Below are 18,660 nucleotides of genomic sequence, written 5' to 3' on the forward strand. Positions count from 1 at the left end.
ATCATTTCATTCATGACAGAATGTTATGAATATCTCTTGTTTTCAAGCCATATTCATTTAATAACAATGTATATATACACATAATACAACCATTATATTATAACATACACTCTCCGTCTTTCAACATTGAAGGCTAAATATTGGGATAAGAAATTTCTTCTATCTTTCTTATAAAGCCAAGAGCCTCTGCTATTTCTTGTTCAGGAGCATCATATATATCAGCAATCTTTCTTAGCGAACTGTTTAAGCCATGATACTCATTTGAGAGCATATGGTATGCCGCTGCCCAGGACGCAGCATTTTCCGGGGGAACTTCAAGCGGATATAGCAGGAAAAAGTGCCTTTCTGCAATGCTCTTTGTATTTTCAAATAGCACCGGATCTTCCTGCTCAAGCTGAATCTCCAGTTTATTGACTATTTTTAATAGCATAGGCTGCTGATGTACCGGGGGCAGTTCGGCAGGATTCACCTGAATGCTTTTATCAAACTTACGGATCTTTACATATTTTTCATACCCATGCTCAGAAAGGACATTTAACAGTATCGTTTTAAAAAATGGATTTCCTTCCTTCGCTTCCAAATAGGCTTTAATATCTTCTGCATAGGGCCTGATGTTATGTTCTGCCAGCTGTGCAGCAATCTGCATTTGTTCATGCTGGTCCTGGTAGGAAAACAGATTGAGCTTCCTGCTGCTGAATTCATCCAGATCGGGTACTTCGATCTCGGTTTCAGAAGGTGAAGCAGCCATCTTTCTGCTAAACTCAAGCATTCTGCTAAAATGCTCAAATTTCTCCTTTGGAATCTCCCTTTCTTCAAGCAAAACCTCAATTGTTGCTGCAATCTCATTGTATTGGTGCAGCTGCACAAGGATCATTAAATAAAGATCCATTACTTGTATGTAATCCCCCATGCCTGTCTGAAGCATTTTATTTGCCAGTTCTTTTGCCTTTTCCAGAGCTCCGGCTTCAAAATATGCCAGAACGAGCCCAATATGGACATCCGTATTCTCAGGCTCCATCTCCAGTGCTTCTTCAAAGAACCGGATTGATTCCTTATACCTTTTCTGCTGAAAGGACTCAAGCCCCTTTTCCAGCAACCGTTTCTCAAGGCCGGGAAATAGAATGATTTTATTTTTTTGTTTTTTCTGATCCCGCTTTCCCATGCTAAAATCGCCTCAACTTGTATTTTTGAAGTTAGTGTAGCATGAAATAGCACAAAAACAAAAAGATTCATGGTTTCATGCCATGAATCTTTTATAGGTACCTACTGTACCGTATTCTGTTTTTCTTCGTAACTTGAAATGCTGCTTTCCAATTGAAGAGTGATCTCTACTTCATCCCATCCGTTAATAAGCATTTTTTTCCAGTATTCATTAATTGTAAATGATGCTGAAAAATTATAGTCATCTTCAATGACTTCATTTTGCAAATCAATCTTCAGATCATATGGCTGATTTTTGGCACGTCCGAGCAAATAATCGACTGTTTCAGCCGGCAGAGTGATTGGCAAAAGTCCATTTTTTAAGCAATTTTGATGAAAAATATCGGCAAATGAAGGTGCAATGATTACCTTGAAACCATAATCCCCTAAAGCCCATGGCGCGTGCTCCCTGGAAGATCCGCATCCAAAATTTTCATTTGCAATGAGGATGGAAGCATCTTGATTCTCCGGCTTATTCAATTCAAACTCCGGGTTAGGCTGTCCTTCTTTAGTATATCTCCAATCATAAAAAAGATATTGCCCAAACCCCGTTTTCTCAATTCTTTTTAGAAATTGCTTCGGGATAATCTGATCAGTATCCACATTGGCTCTATCCATTGCAGCAGCTTTTCCCTGAAGTGTTTTAAATCCGCTCATTTTGTTCTCCTCCTTCTTAATGGACAGTTTCTTTACTCAGCAAAGCACCTACGTCCACAAAGTGTCCGTATAAAGCTGCTGCGGCAGCCATTAACGGGCTGACAAGATGCGTTCTTGCCCCTGAACCCTGACGTCCTTCAAAATTACGGTTTGAGGTTGACGCACAATGCTCGCCGTTTGGCACAATATCATTATTCATGCTCAAGCACATGCTGCAGCCTGATTCTCTCCATTCAAATCCAGCCTGCTGAAAGATAAGGTCCAGTCCCTCTGCCTCTGCCTGCTTCTTGACCTGCTGTGATCCTGGAACGACAAGTGCACGGACTTGAGGATGAACCTTTTTCCCTCTTATAATTTCAGCGGCCTGTTTTAGGTCTTCCAGCCGCGAATTTGTGCAGGATCCTATAAAAACATGCTGTATTTGAATGTCTTCAATTCTTTGACCTTCCTGCAATGCCATATATTCTAACGCTCTTGATAATGATTTCTTTTCAAGCTCGTTTTTGCATTCCTCAAGTTTTGGAATTTGATCATTCACCTTGGAAGTCATAGATGGATTCGTGCCCCAGCTGACCATTGGTGCAATATCAGCGGCATCAATTTGAATCGTTTTATCATATTGTGCATCAGGATCGGATACTAGCTCCTTCCACTTCTCGACTGCATGCGCAAAATCTGCTCCTTTTGGTGCATACTTTCGATCTTGAAGATACGCAAATGTCGTCTCATCAGGATTAACCAGACCCGCTCTTGCTCCTCCCTCAATGGACATATTGCAAATCGTCATTCTTTCTTCCATTGACATGTTTGCAATTGTCTCCCCGCAATATTCAATAATATGGCCAGTACCAAAACCAATTCCATTCCTGGCAATAATATAAAGGATGACATCTTTAGCCGTAACACCTTTTTTCAGCTCGCCGTTTATCTCCAGTTTTAATGTTTTTGGTTTGCTCTGCCATAAAGTTTGGGTAGCCAGGACATGCTCAACTTCACTTGTTCCAATTCCGAAGGCGATTGATCCAAAAGCTCCATGGGTGGATGTATGGCTGTCCCCGCAAACAATCGTCATGCCTGGCTGAGTAAGCCCCAGCTCCGGCCCTATGACATGGACAATCCCTTGTTCAGGACTATCCAGTCCAGCAAGTGGGATGTCGAATTCATGGCAGTTTTTTTCCAAGGTGGTCATTTGGTTTAAGGCGACAGGATCGCTGATAACTGTCCTGTTATCAGTTGGTATATTGTGATCAACTGTGGCAAATGTTTTATCAGGCCTTCTCACTTTCCTGTTTTTCATTCTTAAGCCGGAAAATGCCTGAGGGGAAGTTACTTCATGCACTAAGTGGAGGTCTATGTACATAAGATCCGGCTTCCCTTCTTCCCTATGGACTACATGCTTTTCCCAAATCTTATCTATTATTGATTTTCCCATTCCTGCTGCACTCCCTTTTTAAAAGAAACACGGCCGAGGTTGGCCGTGTCCCAGTTTTTTAAATCAGCTGAACTAGTGTCCAGAGTCTCTCACAGCTTTTATGCATAAGCCCCCATAATATTTAGAATTGCTTCGTTATCCAAAAGGGTAGCCTTCACCTCTTCAATCATTTCTGAAGTAGTGACAACCTTCTTTCCAAATGAAACAATATCTTTCGTACGATAGCCGGCTTCAAGCACTTGGTTAACTGCATTTTCAACCGCTTCCGCTTCCTCTTCCATTCCGAAAGATAAACGGAGCATCATGGCTGCTGATAAAATCATGGCAATTGGATTAGCCGCATTCATCCCTTGAATATCTGGTGCTGACCCATGAATTGGCTCGTATAAGTATGGCCCATTCTCCGAAATGCTGGCAGAAGGAAGCATCCCTAAAGAACCGGTCAATACAGAGGCTTCATCGCTAAGAATGTCACCGAACATATTCTCTGTTACGACAACATCAAACCTTTTCGGGTTTTTAATCATTTGCATAGCCGCGTTATCAACAAGCATATGCTCAAGAACGACATCCGGGTATTCCTTTGCGATGTCCTCTGCAACTTCTCTCCACATTCGGCTTGATTCCAGGACATTTGCCTTATCAACGGAAGTCACTTTTGCACGCCGTTTTGAGGCAAGTTCAAACGCCAGTTTAATGACACGGCGCATTTCTTCTTTTTGATAGTACAAAGTGTCCACTACAGCGTCTTTTCCGTTTTGCTGTGTCCTTTCGCTTGGCTTTCCAAAATAAAGCCCGCCGGTTAATTCTCTGACCATCAGCATATCCACGCCTTCAATTACTTCATTTTTTAACGGAGAAGTATCGGAAAGGCTTGGATAATATTGAGTTGGCCGCAAATTAGCATATAGGTTTAATTCCTTGCGGATCCCTAAGAGACCCTTTTCCGGACGAAGGTGGGGAGGCTGCCGGTCCCATTTAGGACCGCCAACTGCACCCAGCATGACCGCATCGCTTTCTTTGCAAAGCGCGAGTGTTTCATTAGGCAGCGGAGTTCCAGTGGCATCAATAGCTGAACCGCCGATGTTGCCATATGAAAATTGGAATTGATGTCCGAACCGTTCACCAACAGCCTGCAGGACTTCAATTGCACCCTTTACCACTTCTTTGCCGATCCCATCTCCTGGAAGTACTGCGATACGTTTTTTCATTTTAATCCCTCCGTCTGATTATTTGTTTATGATTTTAGAATTTTAGTTTTCAGTTTTTCTGCAGCGCATTCCCTGTTCAGAGGACGATCAATTCGCCTCTACCGTCTGCGCCTGTACTTTTTCTTTCATATATATCACTCTATTAACTGCGTTCAAGTAAGCTTTCGAGGATGCTTCGAGTACATCCTGGGCCAAACCGCGCCCGCTGCTTTCCATTCCGTCATAATTCAGTTTCACATAAACCTGCGCTAAAGCATCTCTTCCTGCACCTACGGATTGTATACGGTAATCAAGCAGATTAGCTGTTCCATTTAAACATTTTTCCAATGTGTTATACAGCGCTTCGATGCTTCCTGCTCCGGTACCTGCTTCCTGGATCACTTCGTTGTTTGATCCTGAAAGAGTAACTGTTGCTGTCGGAACAGAATTTGTTCCATATTGAATTTGGATTCCGATTAAATCATAGAACCGCTGCTCCCTTGAGAGCTTCTCTTCAAGAACGATCGCTGCAAGGTCCTCGTCTGTCATTTCTTTTTTGCGGTCGGCTAAATCTTTAAAAACTGTGAACAGCCGATTCGCTTCTTCATCTGCAACTTCCAGACCCAGTTCCTTAAGCCGGTTCTTAAAGGCATGGCGCCCGGAATGTTTTCCCAATACCATGGAGTTGGATTGGAATCCGACTAGATCAGGGGAAATGATTTCATACGTTGTTTTTTCTTTCAATACTCCGTCCTGATGAATGCCTGATTCATGTGCAAAAGCATTCCTGCCGACAATCGCTTTATTGGCTGGCACCACCATACCTGTCAGCTTTGAGATCAGACTGCTCGTTCTGCTTATTTCCTGAAGATTCAGACGTGTCGAAGCCTGATAATGTTCATTCCGGATGTGTAGAGCTACTGCAAGCTCCTCAAGCGCCGCATTCCCGGCTCTTTCACCAATTCCATTAATTGTGCCCTCAATCTGTGTTGCTCCATTTTCTATAGCTGAAAGCGAATTTGCTATTGCCATTCCCAAGTCATCATGGCAATGAGCTGACAGGGCTACCTTATCAATAGAAGGAACATGATTTCTTAAGTACTGAAAAATTTCGCCATACTCCTGTGGGGTTGTGTAACCGACTGTATCCGGTATGTTGATAATTCTCGCACCAGCTTGGATGACCTTCTCAATAATCTCTGCAAGAAATGGTAATTCTGTCCGGGTAGCATCCTCTGCAGACCATTGGACGATTGGGAATTTTGAAGCAGCATACTTAACTGTTTCCACTGCTGTTTCAACCACTTCTTCTTTCGTTTTCTTCAGCTTATATTGCCTGTGAATCGGAGAGGTTGCCAGGAATGTATGTATCCTCGGCTCAGCTCCGTCCTTTAGCGCTCCCCATGCAGCGTCTATATCAGAGATAACTGCTCTTGCCAATCCTGTGACCGAGCAATTTTTAATCGTCTGGGCAATATTCTGTACTGATGCAAAATCCCCTTTCGAAGCTGCAGGAAAACCCGCCTCAATAATATCAACGTTCAAACGCTCCAGCTGTCTTGCAATCTCTAATTTTTCAGAAAAATTAAGATTTACACCGGCCGATTGTTCGCCATCTCTTAATGTAGTATCGAATATCTTAATTGTTGGCACTTACAACCACTTCCTTTTTCTTGCTGCTATTAACAAAAGGCATCATTTTGCGAAGTTCCCTTCCAACCTGCTCGATCGGATGCTCATTTTCTCTTTGATTCACCGCATTGAATACCGGGCGATTTGCCTGGTTCTCCAAAATCCATCCTTTTGCAAAATTGCCTTCCTGAATGTCTTTCAATACTGCCTTCATTTCCTCTTTCACTCTTGCATCAACTACCCGTGGTCCGCTGACAAAGTCTCCCCATTGAGCAGTATCTGAGATTGAATAACGCATTCCTTCCAGACCGCCTTCATACATAAGGTCAACGATGAGCTTCAGCTCATGCAGACATTCAAAGTATGCCAGTTCCGGCTGATAGCCAGCTTCCGTAAGAGTTTCAAATCCTGCTTTCACCAAAGAAGTCAGCCCGCCGCACAACACTGCCTGTTCTCCAAACAGATCTGTCTCGGTTTCTTCTTTGAACGTTGTTTCCAATGCACCGGCTCGAAGAGATCCAATGGCTTTCGCATAAGCAAGGGCCAGTTCCTTCGCTTCCCCCGTTACGTCCTGATGGACTGCAAACAGTGCCGGAACACCTGCATCCTGTTCATATGTTCTTCTGACCAAATGCCCTGGTCCTTTAGGAGCTACAAGTAGCACATCACACTCTTTTGGAGGCACAATCTGGTTAAAATGAATATTAAATCCATGTGCAAACATCAATGCCTGGTTTGATAGATTTGGTTCAATTTCTTCCTTGTATACTTTTGGCTGGAGTTCATCCGGCAATAAGATCATCACTACATCAGACTGTGCAGCTGCCTCAGCTACAGAATATACCTGGAAGCCGTCTTCCACTGCCTTTTCCCAAGACTTCCCTTTTCTAAGACCGATTACAACCTCAACTCCGCTGTCCCTCATGTTTAACGCATGCGCATGTCCCTGTGATCCATAACCGATAACCGCTACTTTCTTTCCGTTTAAGTATGCTGCATTTGAATCTCCGTTATAGTACATTTTTGCCATGTTTTATCTCCCTCTCCGATTAAAGTTTTTATTTTTAGCGAAATTAAACTATAGAATATGATTTGGACTGCTGGGATGGACGCTGTGTTCCTCTAGGGAATGCTGTTGTTCCCGTCCGGGCTAGCTCTTTGATGCCATATGGTTTAATGAGATCAATGAAAGCTTCTACTTTATCAGATTCACCTGTAATCTGAACAGTCATGCTATCCTTGCTGACATCTATAACAGAAGCTCTGAAAGGTTCAATTAAAGAGTAAATTTCATTTCTTGTATATGGGACTGCCTGAACTTTAATAAGGGCAAGCTCTCTTGCGACAATCGACTGATCCGTGATATCAGTGACCTTTATTACATCGATTTGCTTGTTCAGTTGTTTTGTAATTTGCTCACTGGCACCGGAGTCTTCAACATGGACCACACAAGTGATGCGCGACATCCCTTCATGTTCTGACAAGCCAACTGAAATGCTCTCAATATTAAAGTTTCTTTTGGAAAATAGATTAGTAATTCTGTTTAGAACACCTGGCCGATTCATCACAGTCAGGCATATGATTCGTTTCATGGTTTTACACCTGCCATTTCATGAAGTCCTTTTCCTGGTGCAATCATCGGATACACATTTTCATCCGAATCAACCCTGAAATCGATTAGCACCGGTTCACGGTTATGAAGCACTTCATCCAGCACCTCTTCAGCTTCACCTTCAGATTGAACGACATATCCTTTTATCCCGTAAGCTTCTGCCAATTTTACGAAAGATGGCTGTACAGGGATTTTGCTGTGTGAGAAACGTGATTCATAAAAGATCTCCTGCCATTGCCGGACCATGCCAAGGGCCATATTATTGAATATTATGATTTTTACCGGCAGATTCAGTTCCTGGATAATAGCAAGCTCCTGTGTTGACATTTGGAATCCTCCGTCACCGCAAATGGCGAGGACGCATGCTTCCGGGTCAGCCAGCTGCGCTCCAATGCTTGCCGGAAAACCAAATCCCATTGTCCCAAGCCCTCCTGAAGTCACCCATCTGTCAGCATTATTAAAGCGATAGTATTGGGCTGCCCACATTTGATGCTGTCCTACATCTGTTACGACGATGGCATTCCCTTCCGTTTTTGAATGAAGCATTTCCATGACCTTCTGGGGTTTCAGCAGTTCTGATTCTTTATCATAGTAATATGGATATTCCTCCTGCCACCTTTGGATGGTTTCCATCCATTCTTTATGGGCCGGAGGTTTTCCAACCTGCAGAATCAGCTCTTCAAGTGCTTCTTTTGCATCTGCAACGATTGGAATGGACGTAGGAACATTTTTGCCGATTTCTGCTGGGTCAATATCAATATGGGCGACTGTTGCATGTGGTGCGAAATGCTGTAAATTCCCTGTTAGTCTATCATCAAACCGGGCTCCGATATTTATCAGCAAATCACATTCCGTAAGTCCCATATTGGCCGCATAACAGCCATGCATTCCTGCCATACCGATGAATAATGGATGGTTAGCAGGAAATCCGCCGAGGCCCAGAAGAGTGTGGATAACAGGAATCTGCTGCTGCTCTGCATACTCTTTTAACTCTTTGGATGCTCTGCCATGAAGCACACCGGCACCAGCCAAAATGACGGGCTTCTTCGATCTGCTGACTGCTTCAGTTAATTTCCTTATTTGCAGGTAATTTGGTTTTAATGTTGGCTGATATCCCGGCAGATTCACTTCCTTTTCGTCCTCAGGCTGAGCTGTAATTCCTGCAGCGATATCCTTGGGAATATCGATAAGAACTGGACCCGGCCTGCCGGTGGAAGCTATATAAAAAGCTTCTTTAACGATTCTCGGGATATCTTCAATGCTGCGGACCTGATAATTGTATTTTGTAATTGGAGTGGTTATCCCCAGGATATCAGCCTCCTGAAAGGCGTCTGATCCAATGACTCCCGTTGCCACCTGGCCTGTAAAAACAATCAGCGGCAGTGAATCCATCATTGCGTCTGCAAGACCGGTAACAATATTAGTGGCTCCCGGCCCCGAAGTGGCAATCACGACACCCGGCTTTCCAGATATCCTGGCATACCCTTCAGCAGCATGAATTCCTCCCTGTTCATGACGCGGCAGCACATGAAGAATCTTTGAATGATACAGTTTGTCATAAAGCGGAAGGACCGCTCCTCCAGGATAACCAAAAATCACTTCAACATTTTCTTTCTCCAAGGCTTTTAATAACAGATCAGCGCCGGTGACAGGATGTGTCTCCGTTTTTGTTTCTGTTAAGGCAGCTTCCTGCAGCATTTGTTGATAACCTCCCCTTGTTTTAAAACTCCAATATAAAAAGCCCTTCCACCCCTAAAGAAACCCAACGATTGTAGGTATAAGGGATGAAAAGGCTTTGATCACCTGTTCCACGGTACCACCCTGATTCACGCTTATGATGCGTGCACTCATGAACAGCAATATGCTGTTCGTTTTGATAACGGGTGAAGAACACCCGGCAGCCCCTAGTCGGTCATCTTTCAGGACTGCGCTCAGAGGTGAGTTCATTTTATGAAGGCATTACCGGGTTTCAGCAGATCCGGCTCTCTGTGAATGCCTGTCATAAAACTACTTATCCTCTTCTACGCTTTTCCTATTCTGTGATTCAACTTCAACACAACAACGCTTTAAACCATTGAATTTTACAGTTAAAAAAACTCGAAATTTCATAGCTAGATAGATTTCACTAAGATGAAGTTTGTTTAATTGATGATGTGAATTTCTTATATTGAGGACTATCTTACGCCCATTTTCACCTGCCGTCAACACCCTTTTAACGAATTGTTAGATAATTTTGATTAATCTGTTTTTGTGTATACGCTTACATTGTTGATATATTCACATTCCTTGGGACAAAAAATTTTTATATTTTTAATAAGGGAGATAACAGATTTGATGAGGATTATAGAGGCTATTAAAAACACACTAAGAGGTTTCCGACGTACAAACTTGATAAAAACAAAAAAACCCACCAAAAAGGTGAGTAAAAGTTCGGTAAGATATGTAGTGTTTCCAGATGTGTAAATGGCGTCCCAGGAGAGATTCGAACTCCCGACCGACGGCTTAGAAGGCCGTTGCTCTATCCAGCTGAGCTACTGGGACATTTTGAAATTATTTACTTGATTGAGATTTAATAACTCAACGACAAGATTTATTATATTAAACAAATGATAAGAAGTCAACACTTTGTAAATATTTTTTTATTTAATGAGGGAAGACAGGCTTCCCTCATTTATTATATTCAAATTAATAGCTTTTTACCAGTGAAAATTTCTTGTCAGATCAGGAATCTTCCCATCTGAAACGTCATACACATCCAGTGTAACATCTTTTCCCCGCTTTTCCAGTATCACATATGTTTTTTCGTGTCTGCCTCTGGGAAGCCTTATGCTTCCAGGATTGATAAATAATATCCCGTCAGCCATTTCAGCTCCAAGACTATGTGAATGGCCAAAACATACGATATCTGCATTTGTTTCACGTGCCTTGTATGAAAGGTTCATCAAAGTCGATTTAACGAAATATTTATGACCGTGTGTGACGAAAAAGCGGAACCCTCCGGCCTCTTCTAATCTATCCTCAGGAAATGCTTCGTCAAAATCACAATTCCCTCTTACAGCAGCGTATCCTTTTAATGATTCATGATCAGACGAAAGCTCCGAATCCCCGCAGTGAATCATTATATCCATATCAGGATGTTTTTCGCGTATTTGGCTGAGTTCGGTGGTTAACCCATGACTATCACTGACAATCAAAACCTTCATGAGTTTTCAGCTCCGGCCACGAAAGAAGGGAGCAGCTCCTCCAGCTTTTGGAGAGCATTCGCTCTATGGCTGATCTGGCTTTTCTCCTCGGGCATTAATTCAGCCATTGCTTTGTTTTTTTCTTCAGCAAAGAAAATAGGGTCATAGCCAAATCCATAAGTTCCTCTTTTTTCTCTTAAGATATGGCCTTCACAAGTTCCTGCAACTGTTTCAGTCGGTTTTCCGGGAGCAGCGATTGCAAGAGCACAGTAGAACCGCGCCTGCCGTTGATGATCCGGAATGCTTTCTAGCTCATCGAGAACTTTGTCCATATTTTTCTGATCATTTTTTTCCTCGCCAGCATAGCGAGCGGAATAGATGCCCGGCTTCCCTCCAAGCGCATCAATGATTAATCCTGAATCATCGGCAATAACCATTCTTTCAAAAGCTCTGGAAACAGCTTCCGCTTTAAGTATAGCATTCTCTTCAAACGTGCTGCCTGTCTCATCAACATCCTTAAAATCCGGAAAATCCAGCAGCGTTTTTACTTCATATCCAAGAGGCTTGAACATCCGTTCAAATTCTCTCGCTTTGCCTGCGTTTTTAGTAGCGATTATGACTTCCCGCATGCTATGCCCTCCCCGTAAGCTTTTCTCTTTTGCTTTGAATGCTTTCCGAGATACTCTCTCCAAGTGCTGACTTCTGATGTCTGATAAGCTCTGATATCCCTTCCTGGGCAGCACCAAGCATTACCTGCAGCTGTGCATATGAAAAAGTAGCTTCTTCTCCAGTTCCCTGAAGCTCTACAAACTCACCGCTGCCAGTCATGACGACATTCATATCCACTTCAGCAGAAGAGTCTTCAATATAATTCAAGTCCACTACAGCCTGCTTGTCAGCAAGAATTCCCACACTTGTAGCCGCAAGGAAATCATTGATTGGATAGCTTGAAAGCTTTTTGCTGCTGTTCAGCTTATCCATCGCCTGTGCCATTGCAATAAAGGCTCCTGTAATGGAAGCTGTCCTTGTTCCCCCATCAGCCTGTATTACGTCGCAATCAAGCCATACTGTTCTTTCGCCAAGCGCATCAAGATCCACTACTGCGCGGAGTGCACGGCCGATCAGGCGCTGAATTTCCATCGTTCGTCCTGTGATTTTTCCTTTTGCTGATTCCCTTATATTTCTCTGTTCTGTAGCCCTCGGAAGCATGGAATATTCTGCTGTTATCCAGCCTTTCCCCTGTCCCCTCATAAAAGGAGGGACTCTTTCGTCAATGCTTGCTGTACAAATCACCTTTGTATCTCCTACTGTAATGAGCACAGAGCCCTCAGGATGCTTTAAATAATCAGTTTCAATATGTATTGGCCTAAGCTGCTTTGGTTCACGTCCATCTGCGCGCATAAGCTGATTCCCCCTTTTTAGCTTATATTGAACCTGGGCATTTGCCCAGTTATGCCTATCTTACCAACAAAGAAGAGGCGGCATTAAATGCCAACCTCTTATTCCTGCTACTATATAGTATAACAAAATCTGCTATATTAAAAACTTCCTGTATTCACATTTTCAGGGCGTGTTACAGGCTCAGATAATTTTTCGCCATCTTCACTAACAATCTCTGCTTTTCCATCAACTGTAACTGCTACGCTTTTGATGTCCTTTTGTTCAGTAAGTGAAAGAACAAGTGCGTTCAGCAAGTGCTTGGAAATCATTTTCTCTTCTAAGCTGCTGAAAACATTTTCATTGAAGTTTAAAGTAACTTTTCCATCTTCAACTTTTGGAGCTTCAAGCAGCTCTACATCCGGAAGAAAATCTGTCACCAGATTGGATGCATAATTCGGCCCTTTTATCAATTCGGAAACCACCGCTTCAACCTTGTTGTCCGAATTATTGCTGATACGCTTCGTAACAGGCACATAATAATAGTTTTCTTCATCCCCGCCAAGATAATAAACGGTAACCGGTTTTGTATTCGTGATATCCACTACTTCCTTTGTATCCAGGTTAATTCCATTGGCTCTTGTTAACGCCGAGCTGACAGGCGTTCCATCCACAGGCATCTCTTTTAATTCATGTCCATTTAATGTCAGCTTAACTTTATCAATGGAATCAAATTGTGTAAGTGTCCAGGTAACTGATTGGAGAATCCTCTTTTCATCTTCAGCTGCATATTCTTTAAATTCTTTTGAAAAGTCTACGGTTGCCACTTTATCTTTAATATTTACAGAGACTTTTGTATCAGCCGGAAGGACTGCACGGAAATCATTAGGAAGATACTCAGTAACAGGTCCGTTTTCCACCAGATACTCTAACGCCTGTGTAGCCACTGAGTTCGTTTTCGGAAGATCGATTGTCTGGGGAACAACATACCCATTTTTATCTATCAAGTAAAGCTCTGTTTTAAGGTTTGCCGTTACGCCCTCTTCTTTTTCAGCTGTTTCTTTCCCGGTTGTTTCTTCAGTAACACTTTCGCCTTCATCGGTATAAGATACTGCTTTTGGCGGATCGACCTTTTCTTTCCCCTGGCTTCCGAACAATCCGCAGCCTGATAATAATACAGATGATACCAGCACAGCTGACACTATAGACGTTTTTTTATTTATAGACATACATAATCCCCCCTGAGACAGTTTGTACTACATGTATACGAGCCTATCTGTAATTTAGACCGTCTTTTGGGATAAAAGTGTGAATAGATTTTTGACAAATTTGGACAAACCGAGAAAATCCTGCAATACAGCCATTTAAAAAGACTCATTTTTCAAGGCTCATTTCTAAAGAATTGTTGTTTTGGTTTATGAATTCTGTCCGTTAATTGCAGCGAAAGGCACAAAGCGAGGATCAGCTCAGCAGCTCAAACCAAGTTATGAAACATATAAAAAAGAAGCCCCAAAAAGGAGCTTCATGGTCAATTTTGTTTCTGTAGTTCGTCTTTTACGAGGACTGCTTTGATTTTAAAATAATCTATTTCATCCGGAAGTTCTTCTTTAATTGGCTTAAGCTTGTCTTTTCCAGCTTTCTCAGCTGCCTGCAAAACAAGCTTTTCTTCCGTTTCGTTAAAAATATCAGACCAGTCAATTGCGTTGCCTTCTTTGACCGACCGGAAGATATGCTCCTGAATCGTTATGGGTGAAAAGTTTCGTTTTTTGGCTATTTCTCTTATGGACATCCCATCCATATAATATTCATAGGAAATCTGGTAGCTTGGACGGTCATCCTGTGATTCCTCTGTCATTGATGGCGGCTCTGCTGAAGGCATGGGAGAAATATCATGTTCTTCGGCAAATTCTTTGATTGCCTGAATAAAATACTCCCCATACTTATCAAACTTCATTTGTCCTACACCTTTTATATTCAACATCATATCTCTAGTCACAGGAAAATAACGGCACATTTCTTTTAATGCGGTATCAGCAAACACAACAAAAGGAGGCACATTTTCTTTATCTGCAATCTCTTTCCTGAGCCTTCTCAGCATCTCAAAAAGTTCAATGTTTTCATCTGCTTCCTGAACCAGTACAGGCTTACTAATTTTCATGGACAGTTTTTTCTGTCCTTTTAAGACAGGTATGGCATTTTCTGAAAGCCTTACTGTCGGATATTTCCCATCTGTTAATACAAGATAACCCTCAGCAAGCAAATAATTGATCATATCAGCAATCTCTTTTTCTTTGCGGTTTTTCATCAGCCCAAATGTTGATAGTTTATTAAAATTAAGTTCACGGATTCTTTTATTGCCAGAGCCTTTCAAAACCTGGGCTGTCATTGAAACACCAAATCTTTCTCCCATCCGTTTTATGCACGAAAAAATCATTAAAGCTTCCTGAGTAATATCAATGCTTGTCCGTTCATCCATGCAGCTGCTGCATTTGCCGCAGCGGATAGCTTCAGCATTCTCATCAAAGTAATCAATGATATAGGATTGAAGACATTTTTCAGTATAGCAGTAATTAATCATATCCTTTAACTTACTATATTCCTGCTCCATCTTACGTGGGTCAAGACTGCTTTCCTCTATCAAAAATTTCTGCAGCTGGATATCCTGAGGGGCAAACAGCAAATAACATATGCTATCCTCTCCATCTCTTCCCGCCCTTCCCGCTTCCTGATAATAAGCTTCAATATTCCGCGGAAGATTATAGTGGATAACATATCTGACATTGGATTTATCAATCCCCATTCCAAAAGCATTTGTTGCGACCATAATATTTGATTCATCGAAGACAAAGGCATCCTGTGCTTTTTTTCGTTCTTCTTCCTTTAAGCCTGCATGATATTTGGCAACTGAGCAGTTCCTGCCTTTTAAAAACTGGTACAGCTGGTCTGTCTCTCTACGGCTTGAAGTATAAATAATTCCAGCTTCGTTTTTATGTTTATTTAGGGTCTGCAGTATGAAATCTCTTTTGTTAACACCTTTCAGCACTTGAAAGGATAGGTTATCCCTTGCAAAACCAGTAACAAACGTATTGTCCTCGCTAATGTTCAGTAGCCTGCGAATATCTTCTGCGACATTCTGTGTTGCTGTTGCGGTCAAAGCAGCGATCACAGGTTCCTGATTCAAATTGCCCAGCTCTGAAACAACGGAACGATAACTTGGCCGGAAGTCATGCCCCCATTGCGAAATGCAATGTGCTTCATCAAATATAATGGCATTTATTGAAATATTGTTTAACAACTCCAAAAAGGCCATGGACCCGAACCGTTCCGGAGCCACATACACGAGCTTATATTTTCCATTGCGTATTCCAGCTGAAATGTGCTGATATTCTTCAGACGACAATGTACTGTTAATATAAGCAGCCGGAATGCCTGCAGTTCTGAGGGCATCTACTTGATCCTTCATCAGGGAAATTAAGGGAGAAATCACAATGGCCGTTCCGGGGAGTACAAGAGCGGGGATTTGAAAGCAGATTGACTTTCCGCCTCCAGTTGGGAGAATGCCAAGAGTATTGGTCTGTGAGAGGATATTCTGAATAATCTCCTGTTGGCCGGGACGGAAAGAAGTATATCCAAAATATTTTTTTAAATAGTTTTCGGCTTGTGCCAGCAAATTGATCACCAACTCAATTAAGTATAGTTTGCCTTTCAGTACCATGATACCAAAGCTTTTTTTAAAAGTAATCTAAAAGAAGGGTACAAATTTCACTTATATCTAAAGACTCTTTTTGTAGAGATTGTTGTTTTTCGATATCGATGTTGTCCGTTGATTGCAGCGTAGGGAGGCTCAAGCGTTCCGCGGGGCAAGCGTTGAGTCACCTCGACGCTGCGCGTCTGAGGGGTCTCACATGTCCCGCTACTCCCGCTGTAGTCTCGCACCTTCCGCTACAATCAACTCAGTAAATTAAACTGGCTTATGAAAAAGCAATAAACTTTACCAAACAGCCTATCTAAAAGAACACCTTCTGAAAAAGTTCAGAAGGTGTCTGCTATTATTAAAGCGAAATTTTTTCTACAGCATCAACAGAGAACCCCAGCCACTTGGAAGCAATTTTAGAAAAAATGGCCGTGGAGCCAGTTGTACAGAACTTATATTCAGGACTCTCATTCACAGCTTTAAGAAGGCCGTAGTGGTGCAGAATGGTACTTGCTTCCCTTGCTGTTTCCTCTCCGGAGCTGATCACCTTTACATCTTTACCCATTACTTTTTTAATAATCTGTTCTAATAAAGGATAATGAGTACATCCAAGAATGAGTGTATCCATTCCTTTTCCTTTTAAAGGCTGAAGAGTCTCAGCCACTATTTTTTTGGCAACTGAGCCTTCATACTCCCCGCTCTCTACAAGGGGAACGAATTTTGGACATGCCAGACTATGCACGGCAGACCTGCTGTTGATTTGAATCAGCGCATTTTCATATGCCTTGCTTTTGACTGTGCCCTCTGTACCAATGACACCAATTATATGATTTTTTGTCACTTTAATAGCTGTTCTTGCGCCGGGAAAAATGACACCGATAACCGGTATCGGCAATTCCCTGCGTATTTCCTCCAGAGCAACAGCAGTAGCTGTATTACATGCTATAACCAGCATTTTAATGTTCTTTTTAAGCAGGTACTCCGTCATTTGCCAGGTAAAGGATTTCACCTCTTCCCCAGGCCGCGGTCCGTACGGGCAGCGTGCTGTATCTCCGACGTATACAATATCTTCATTTGGAAGCTGCCTCATGATTTCTTTTGCGACCGTTAAGCCTCCCACTCCGGAGTCAATTATTCCTATTGGTTGTTTCAAAAATACCGCCTCATTCTCCGCGCATATCATGGTGTAATTTCATTAGGTTGTCTTTTAAGAACAAGACCTCATTATGTGAAAAATCTTTAAGAACCTCTTTTAAGTAATCCTGGCGTTTTTTAATCACTTCTTCAATAATCCGTTCTCCTTCATCAAGCAGGTGAATCCGGACTACTCTTCGGTCATTAGGATCCTTCACTCTTTTTACAAGGCTGTTTTTCTCCATTCGGTCAACAAGATCTGTTGTCGTGCTGCACGCAAGATACATTTTATTGGACAGCTCTCCGATGGTCATATCGCCTTCTTCAAACAGCCATTGCAATGCCACAAACTGAGGAGGGGTAATGGTAAAATCACTAAGAATTTCCCTTCCCTTTTGCTTGATAATTCCAGATATGTATCTCAAGTCTTTTTCAATTTCAGCTACAACATCATTAATTTCATTTGTTTTAGGATCTTCCAGCTTCATTCATAAACACTCCCATTTAAGCTTTTACGATGTTTCTGCCCTTGTGCATTTATTTTCACCTTTTTCCGTATAAATTTCAAGATAGAAATAAATCCAATAATGAAATGATCCCTGTATAAATGTGATAACCGGCCTCCCAGAAGGATAGCCGGTCTAAAATTAAAGTTCTAGCTCTCCCATTCGAAGGAGCTCTACAACAGCTTGTGATCGCCCCTTTACACCAAGCTTTTGCATGGCATTAGAAATGTGGTTTCGAACCGTTTTTTCACTAATAAACAATTCACCAGCGATTTCCCTTGTTGTTTTATCTTGTACTAACAATTCGAATACTTCTCTTTCTCGTTTGGTGAGTAACGGCTTGTGAGTATATTCATTCTCCTTCAAGTATTGTAACCCTCCTTGCCTTTCGCCAGCTATGAACCGCGGGATGGGTATATATTTAGTCACCATATCATATGTCAGCAAAACAGCCGAAGTGACTATATTTAGTGAAAGGAGAAAGTTATTTTCAGGAAATGTGCCAATGTGACGCTAGGCTCGTACTTTAACCCCGCTATTCAGCATTTCTTTCACATTTTCTGTCCAAGGCACACCCTTGCCTGTCACCTTTGATATCTGCACCATCGTCCCCCTGCCGGTGAAGCAGACTGAACCATCTGATTTTTTGCCCATATAATGAAGATCAACAGAGGAATTCCCTATTGAAGCAGCTTTTACATAAATCTGTATCTCTTCATCAAAGAAAACCTGGCTGATAAAATCGCATTGAAGGTCTGCTACGACTGGTATGGTTTCATTGTTTGGCTTTACCCAGTCCTGCATCAAGCCCTTGCTTTTGAAGAATTCTATCCGTGCTTCTTCATAATATGTAAATGGAACGGTATTGTTCAAATGTCCGAACATATCAGTTTCAGAAAATCTGACTTTTACCGGATGAAAGAAAATGAATTCTTCCTCCCATTTTTTAAAATCGTTTATATAGCTCAATTTTTTCATGCTGATTCCTCCCGATTAACTATGAATGAGCATTCACTCTGCTGTACTAATTATAATGTTTTTTGA

The 18,660-nt window shown here is 42.0% G+C and carries 17 protein-coding genes, 1 tRNA gene and 1 other annotated feature; all 18 genes read right to left on the reverse strand.

Going from position 1 to position 18,660, the window contains the following annotated elements:
- Window positions 1-133: 133 nt before the first annotated feature.
- The 18 genes from AC6CHU_RS02310 to AC6CHU_RS02395 all read right to left on the reverse strand — a co-directional run bounded on the left by AC6CHU_RS02310 (window position 134) and on the right by AC6CHU_RS02395 (window position 18,594).
- Window positions 134-1,162 (reverse strand): tetratricopeptide repeat protein, encoded by a 1,029-nt coding sequence (locus AC6CHU_RS02310; protein WP_498119924.1) that lies wholly within the window; start codon window positions 1,160-1,162, stop codon window positions 134-136.
- A 101-nt stretch (window positions 1,163-1,263) separates the two neighbouring features.
- Window positions 1,264-1,857, reverse strand: a complete 594-nt coding sequence (gene leuD / locus AC6CHU_RS02315) for a 3-isopropylmalate dehydratase small subunit (RefSeq protein ID WP_251284716.1) — start codon at window positions 1,855-1,857, stop codon at window positions 1,264-1,266.
- A gap of 16 nt (window positions 1,858-1,873) precedes the next feature.
- Window positions 1,874-3,289 (reverse strand): 3-isopropylmalate dehydratase large subunit, encoded by a 1,416-nt coding sequence (gene leuC, locus AC6CHU_RS02320; RefSeq protein ID WP_498119926.1) that lies wholly within the window; start codon window positions 3,287-3,289, stop codon window positions 1,874-1,876.
- A gap of 98 nt (window positions 3,290-3,387) precedes the next feature.
- Window positions 3,388-4,500, reverse strand: coding sequence for a 3-isopropylmalate dehydrogenase (leuB, locus tag AC6CHU_RS02325; RefSeq protein ID WP_251284717.1), 1,113 nt, complete (start codon window positions 4,498-4,500; stop codon window positions 3,388-3,390).
- A gap of 87 nt (window positions 4,501-4,587) precedes the next feature.
- Entirely contained in the window at window positions 4,588-6,132 is a 1,545-nt protein-coding gene (locus AC6CHU_RS02330) for a 2-isopropylmalate synthase (RefSeq protein WP_159863352.1), read from the reverse strand.
- On the reverse strand, window positions 6,119-7,141 hold the full coding sequence (ilvC, locus tag AC6CHU_RS02335; protein WP_159863353.1) for a ketol-acid reductoisomerase: 1,023 nt from the start codon (window positions 7,139-7,141) through the stop codon (window positions 6,119-6,121). Before ilvC ends, AC6CHU_RS02330 begins: the two co-directional genes overlap by 14 nt.
- A gap of 43 nt (window positions 7,142-7,184) precedes the next feature.
- On the reverse strand, window positions 7,185-7,703 hold the full coding sequence (gene ilvN, locus AC6CHU_RS02340; RefSeq protein WP_061791486.1) for an acetolactate synthase small subunit: 519 nt from the start codon (window positions 7,701-7,703) through the stop codon (window positions 7,185-7,187).
- On the reverse strand, window positions 7,700-9,421 hold the full coding sequence (ilvB, locus tag AC6CHU_RS02345; RefSeq protein WP_159863354.1) for an acetolactate synthase large subunit: 1,722 nt from the start codon (window positions 9,419-9,421) through the stop codon (window positions 7,700-7,702). The genes ilvN and ilvB overlap by 4 nt, the downstream gene beginning before the upstream one ends.
- A gap of 79 nt (window positions 9,422-9,500) precedes the next feature.
- Window positions 9,501-9,756: a binding site (T-box leader), on the reverse strand.
- Window positions 9,757-10,187: 431 nt separating this feature from the next.
- Window positions 10,188-10,264 (reverse strand) — tRNA-Arg (locus AC6CHU_RS02350).
- Window positions 10,265-10,419: 155 nt separating this feature from the next.
- Window positions 10,420-10,926 carry a metallophosphoesterase family protein gene (locus AC6CHU_RS02355; RefSeq protein ID WP_251284739.1) on the reverse strand — a complete coding sequence of 169 codons (507 nt, stop codon included), beginning with the start codon at window positions 10,924-10,926 and terminating at the stop codon, window positions 10,420-10,422.
- Window positions 10,923-11,534, reverse strand: coding sequence for an XTP/dITP diphosphatase (locus AC6CHU_RS02360; RefSeq protein WP_159863356.1), 612 nt, complete (start codon window positions 11,532-11,534; stop codon window positions 10,923-10,925). Before AC6CHU_RS02360 ends, AC6CHU_RS02355 begins: the two co-directional genes overlap by 4 nt.
- A gap of 1 nt (window position 11,535) precedes the next feature.
- The gene (gene rph / locus AC6CHU_RS02365) at window positions 11,536-12,306 is read right to left on the reverse strand and encodes a ribonuclease PH (RefSeq protein WP_159863357.1); all 771 of its coding nucleotides are present in this window, start codon (window positions 12,304-12,306) and stop codon (window positions 11,536-11,538) included.
- Window positions 12,307-12,443: 137 nt separating this feature from the next.
- Window positions 12,444-13,511: a GerMN domain-containing protein gene (locus AC6CHU_RS02370; protein ID WP_498119930.1), complete on the reverse strand. Its 1,068-nt coding sequence runs from the start codon at window positions 13,509-13,511 to the stop codon at window positions 12,444-12,446.
- A 299-nt stretch (window positions 13,512-13,810) separates the two neighbouring features.
- Window positions 13,811-15,997, reverse strand: coding sequence for a DNA helicase RecQ (gene recQ / locus AC6CHU_RS02375; protein ID WP_498119932.1), 2,187 nt, complete (start codon window positions 15,995-15,997; stop codon window positions 13,811-13,813).
- 337 nt (window positions 15,998-16,334) lie between these two features.
- Window positions 16,335-17,129: a glutamate racemase gene (racE, locus tag AC6CHU_RS02380; RefSeq protein WP_159863359.1), complete on the reverse strand. Its 795-nt coding sequence runs from the start codon at window positions 17,127-17,129 to the stop codon at window positions 16,335-16,337.
- A 10-nt stretch (window positions 17,130-17,139) separates the two neighbouring features.
- Window positions 17,140-17,598, reverse strand: coding sequence for a MarR family winged helix-turn-helix transcriptional regulator (locus AC6CHU_RS02385; RefSeq protein WP_159863360.1), 459 nt, complete (start codon window positions 17,596-17,598; stop codon window positions 17,140-17,142).
- 159 nt (window positions 17,599-17,757) lie between these two features.
- Complete coding sequence (locus tag AC6CHU_RS02390) at window positions 17,758-17,982, reverse strand: helix-turn-helix domain-containing protein (RefSeq protein ID WP_009333184.1); 225 nt, start codon at window positions 17,980-17,982, stop codon at window positions 17,758-17,760.
- Between the two features lie 147 nt (window positions 17,983-18,129).
- Window positions 18,130-18,594 carry an acyl-CoA thioesterase gene (locus tag AC6CHU_RS02395; RefSeq protein ID WP_159863361.1) on the reverse strand — a complete coding sequence of 155 codons (465 nt, stop codon included), beginning with the start codon at window positions 18,592-18,594 and terminating at the stop codon, window positions 18,130-18,132.
- Window positions 18,595-18,660: the final 66 nt, after the last annotated feature.

This window comes from Cytobacillus sp. GQ23 (assembly GCF_059758675.1).

What these genes read in the sequence shown, in the direction of transcription:
- AC6CHU_RS02310 (WP_498119924.1), bottom strand. Translation starts at nt 1,162, where the DNA reads ATGGGAAAGCGGGATCAGAAAAAACAAAAAAATAAAATCATTCTATTT.
- leuD (WP_251284716.1), bottom strand. Translation starts at nt 1,857, where the DNA reads ATGAGCGGATTTAAAACACTTCAGGGAAAAGCTGCTGCAATGGATAGA.
- leuC (WP_498119926.1), bottom strand. Translation starts at nt 3,289, where the DNA reads ATGGGAAAATCAATAATAGATAAGATTTGGGAAAAGCATGTAGTCCAT.
- leuB (WP_251284717.1), bottom strand. Translation starts at nt 4,500, where the DNA reads ATGAAAAAACGTATCGCAGTACTTCCAGGAGATGGGATCGGCAAAGAA.
- ilvC (WP_159863353.1), bottom strand. Translation starts at nt 7,141, where the DNA reads ATGGCAAAAATGTACTATAACGGAGATTCAAATGCAGCATACTTAAAC.
- ilvN (WP_061791486.1), bottom strand. Translation starts at nt 7,703, where the DNA reads ATGAAACGAATCATATGCCTGACTGTGATGAATCGGCCAGGTGTTCTA.
- ilvB (WP_159863354.1), bottom strand. Translation starts at nt 9,421, where the DNA reads ATGCTGCAGGAAGCTGCCTTAACAGAAACAAAAACGGAGACACATCCT.
- AC6CHU_RS02355 (WP_251284739.1), bottom strand. Translation starts at nt 10,926, where the DNA reads ATGAAGGTTTTGATTGTCAGTGATAGTCATGGGTTAACCACCGAACTC.
- AC6CHU_RS02360 (WP_159863356.1), bottom strand. Translation starts at nt 11,534, where the DNA reads ATGCGGGAAGTCATAATCGCTACTAAAAACGCAGGCAAAGCGAGAGAA.
- rph (WP_159863357.1), bottom strand. Translation starts at nt 12,306, where the DNA reads ATGCGCGCAGATGGACGTGAACCAAAGCAGCTTAGGCCAATACATATT.
- AC6CHU_RS02370 (WP_498119930.1), bottom strand. Translation starts at nt 13,511, where the DNA reads ATGTCTATAAATAAAAAAACGTCTATAGTGTCAGCTGTGCTGGTATCA.
- recQ (WP_498119932.1), bottom strand. Translation starts at nt 15,997, where the DNA reads ATGGTACTGAAAGGCAAACTATACTTAATTGAGTTGGTGATCAATTTG.
- AC6CHU_RS02385 (WP_159863360.1), bottom strand. Translation starts at nt 17,598, where the DNA reads ATGAAGCTGGAAGATCCTAAAACAAATGAAATTAATGATGTTGTAGCT.
- AC6CHU_RS02395 (WP_159863361.1), bottom strand. Translation starts at nt 18,594, where the DNA reads ATGAAAAAATTGAGCTATATAAACGATTTTAAAAAATGGGAGGAAGAA.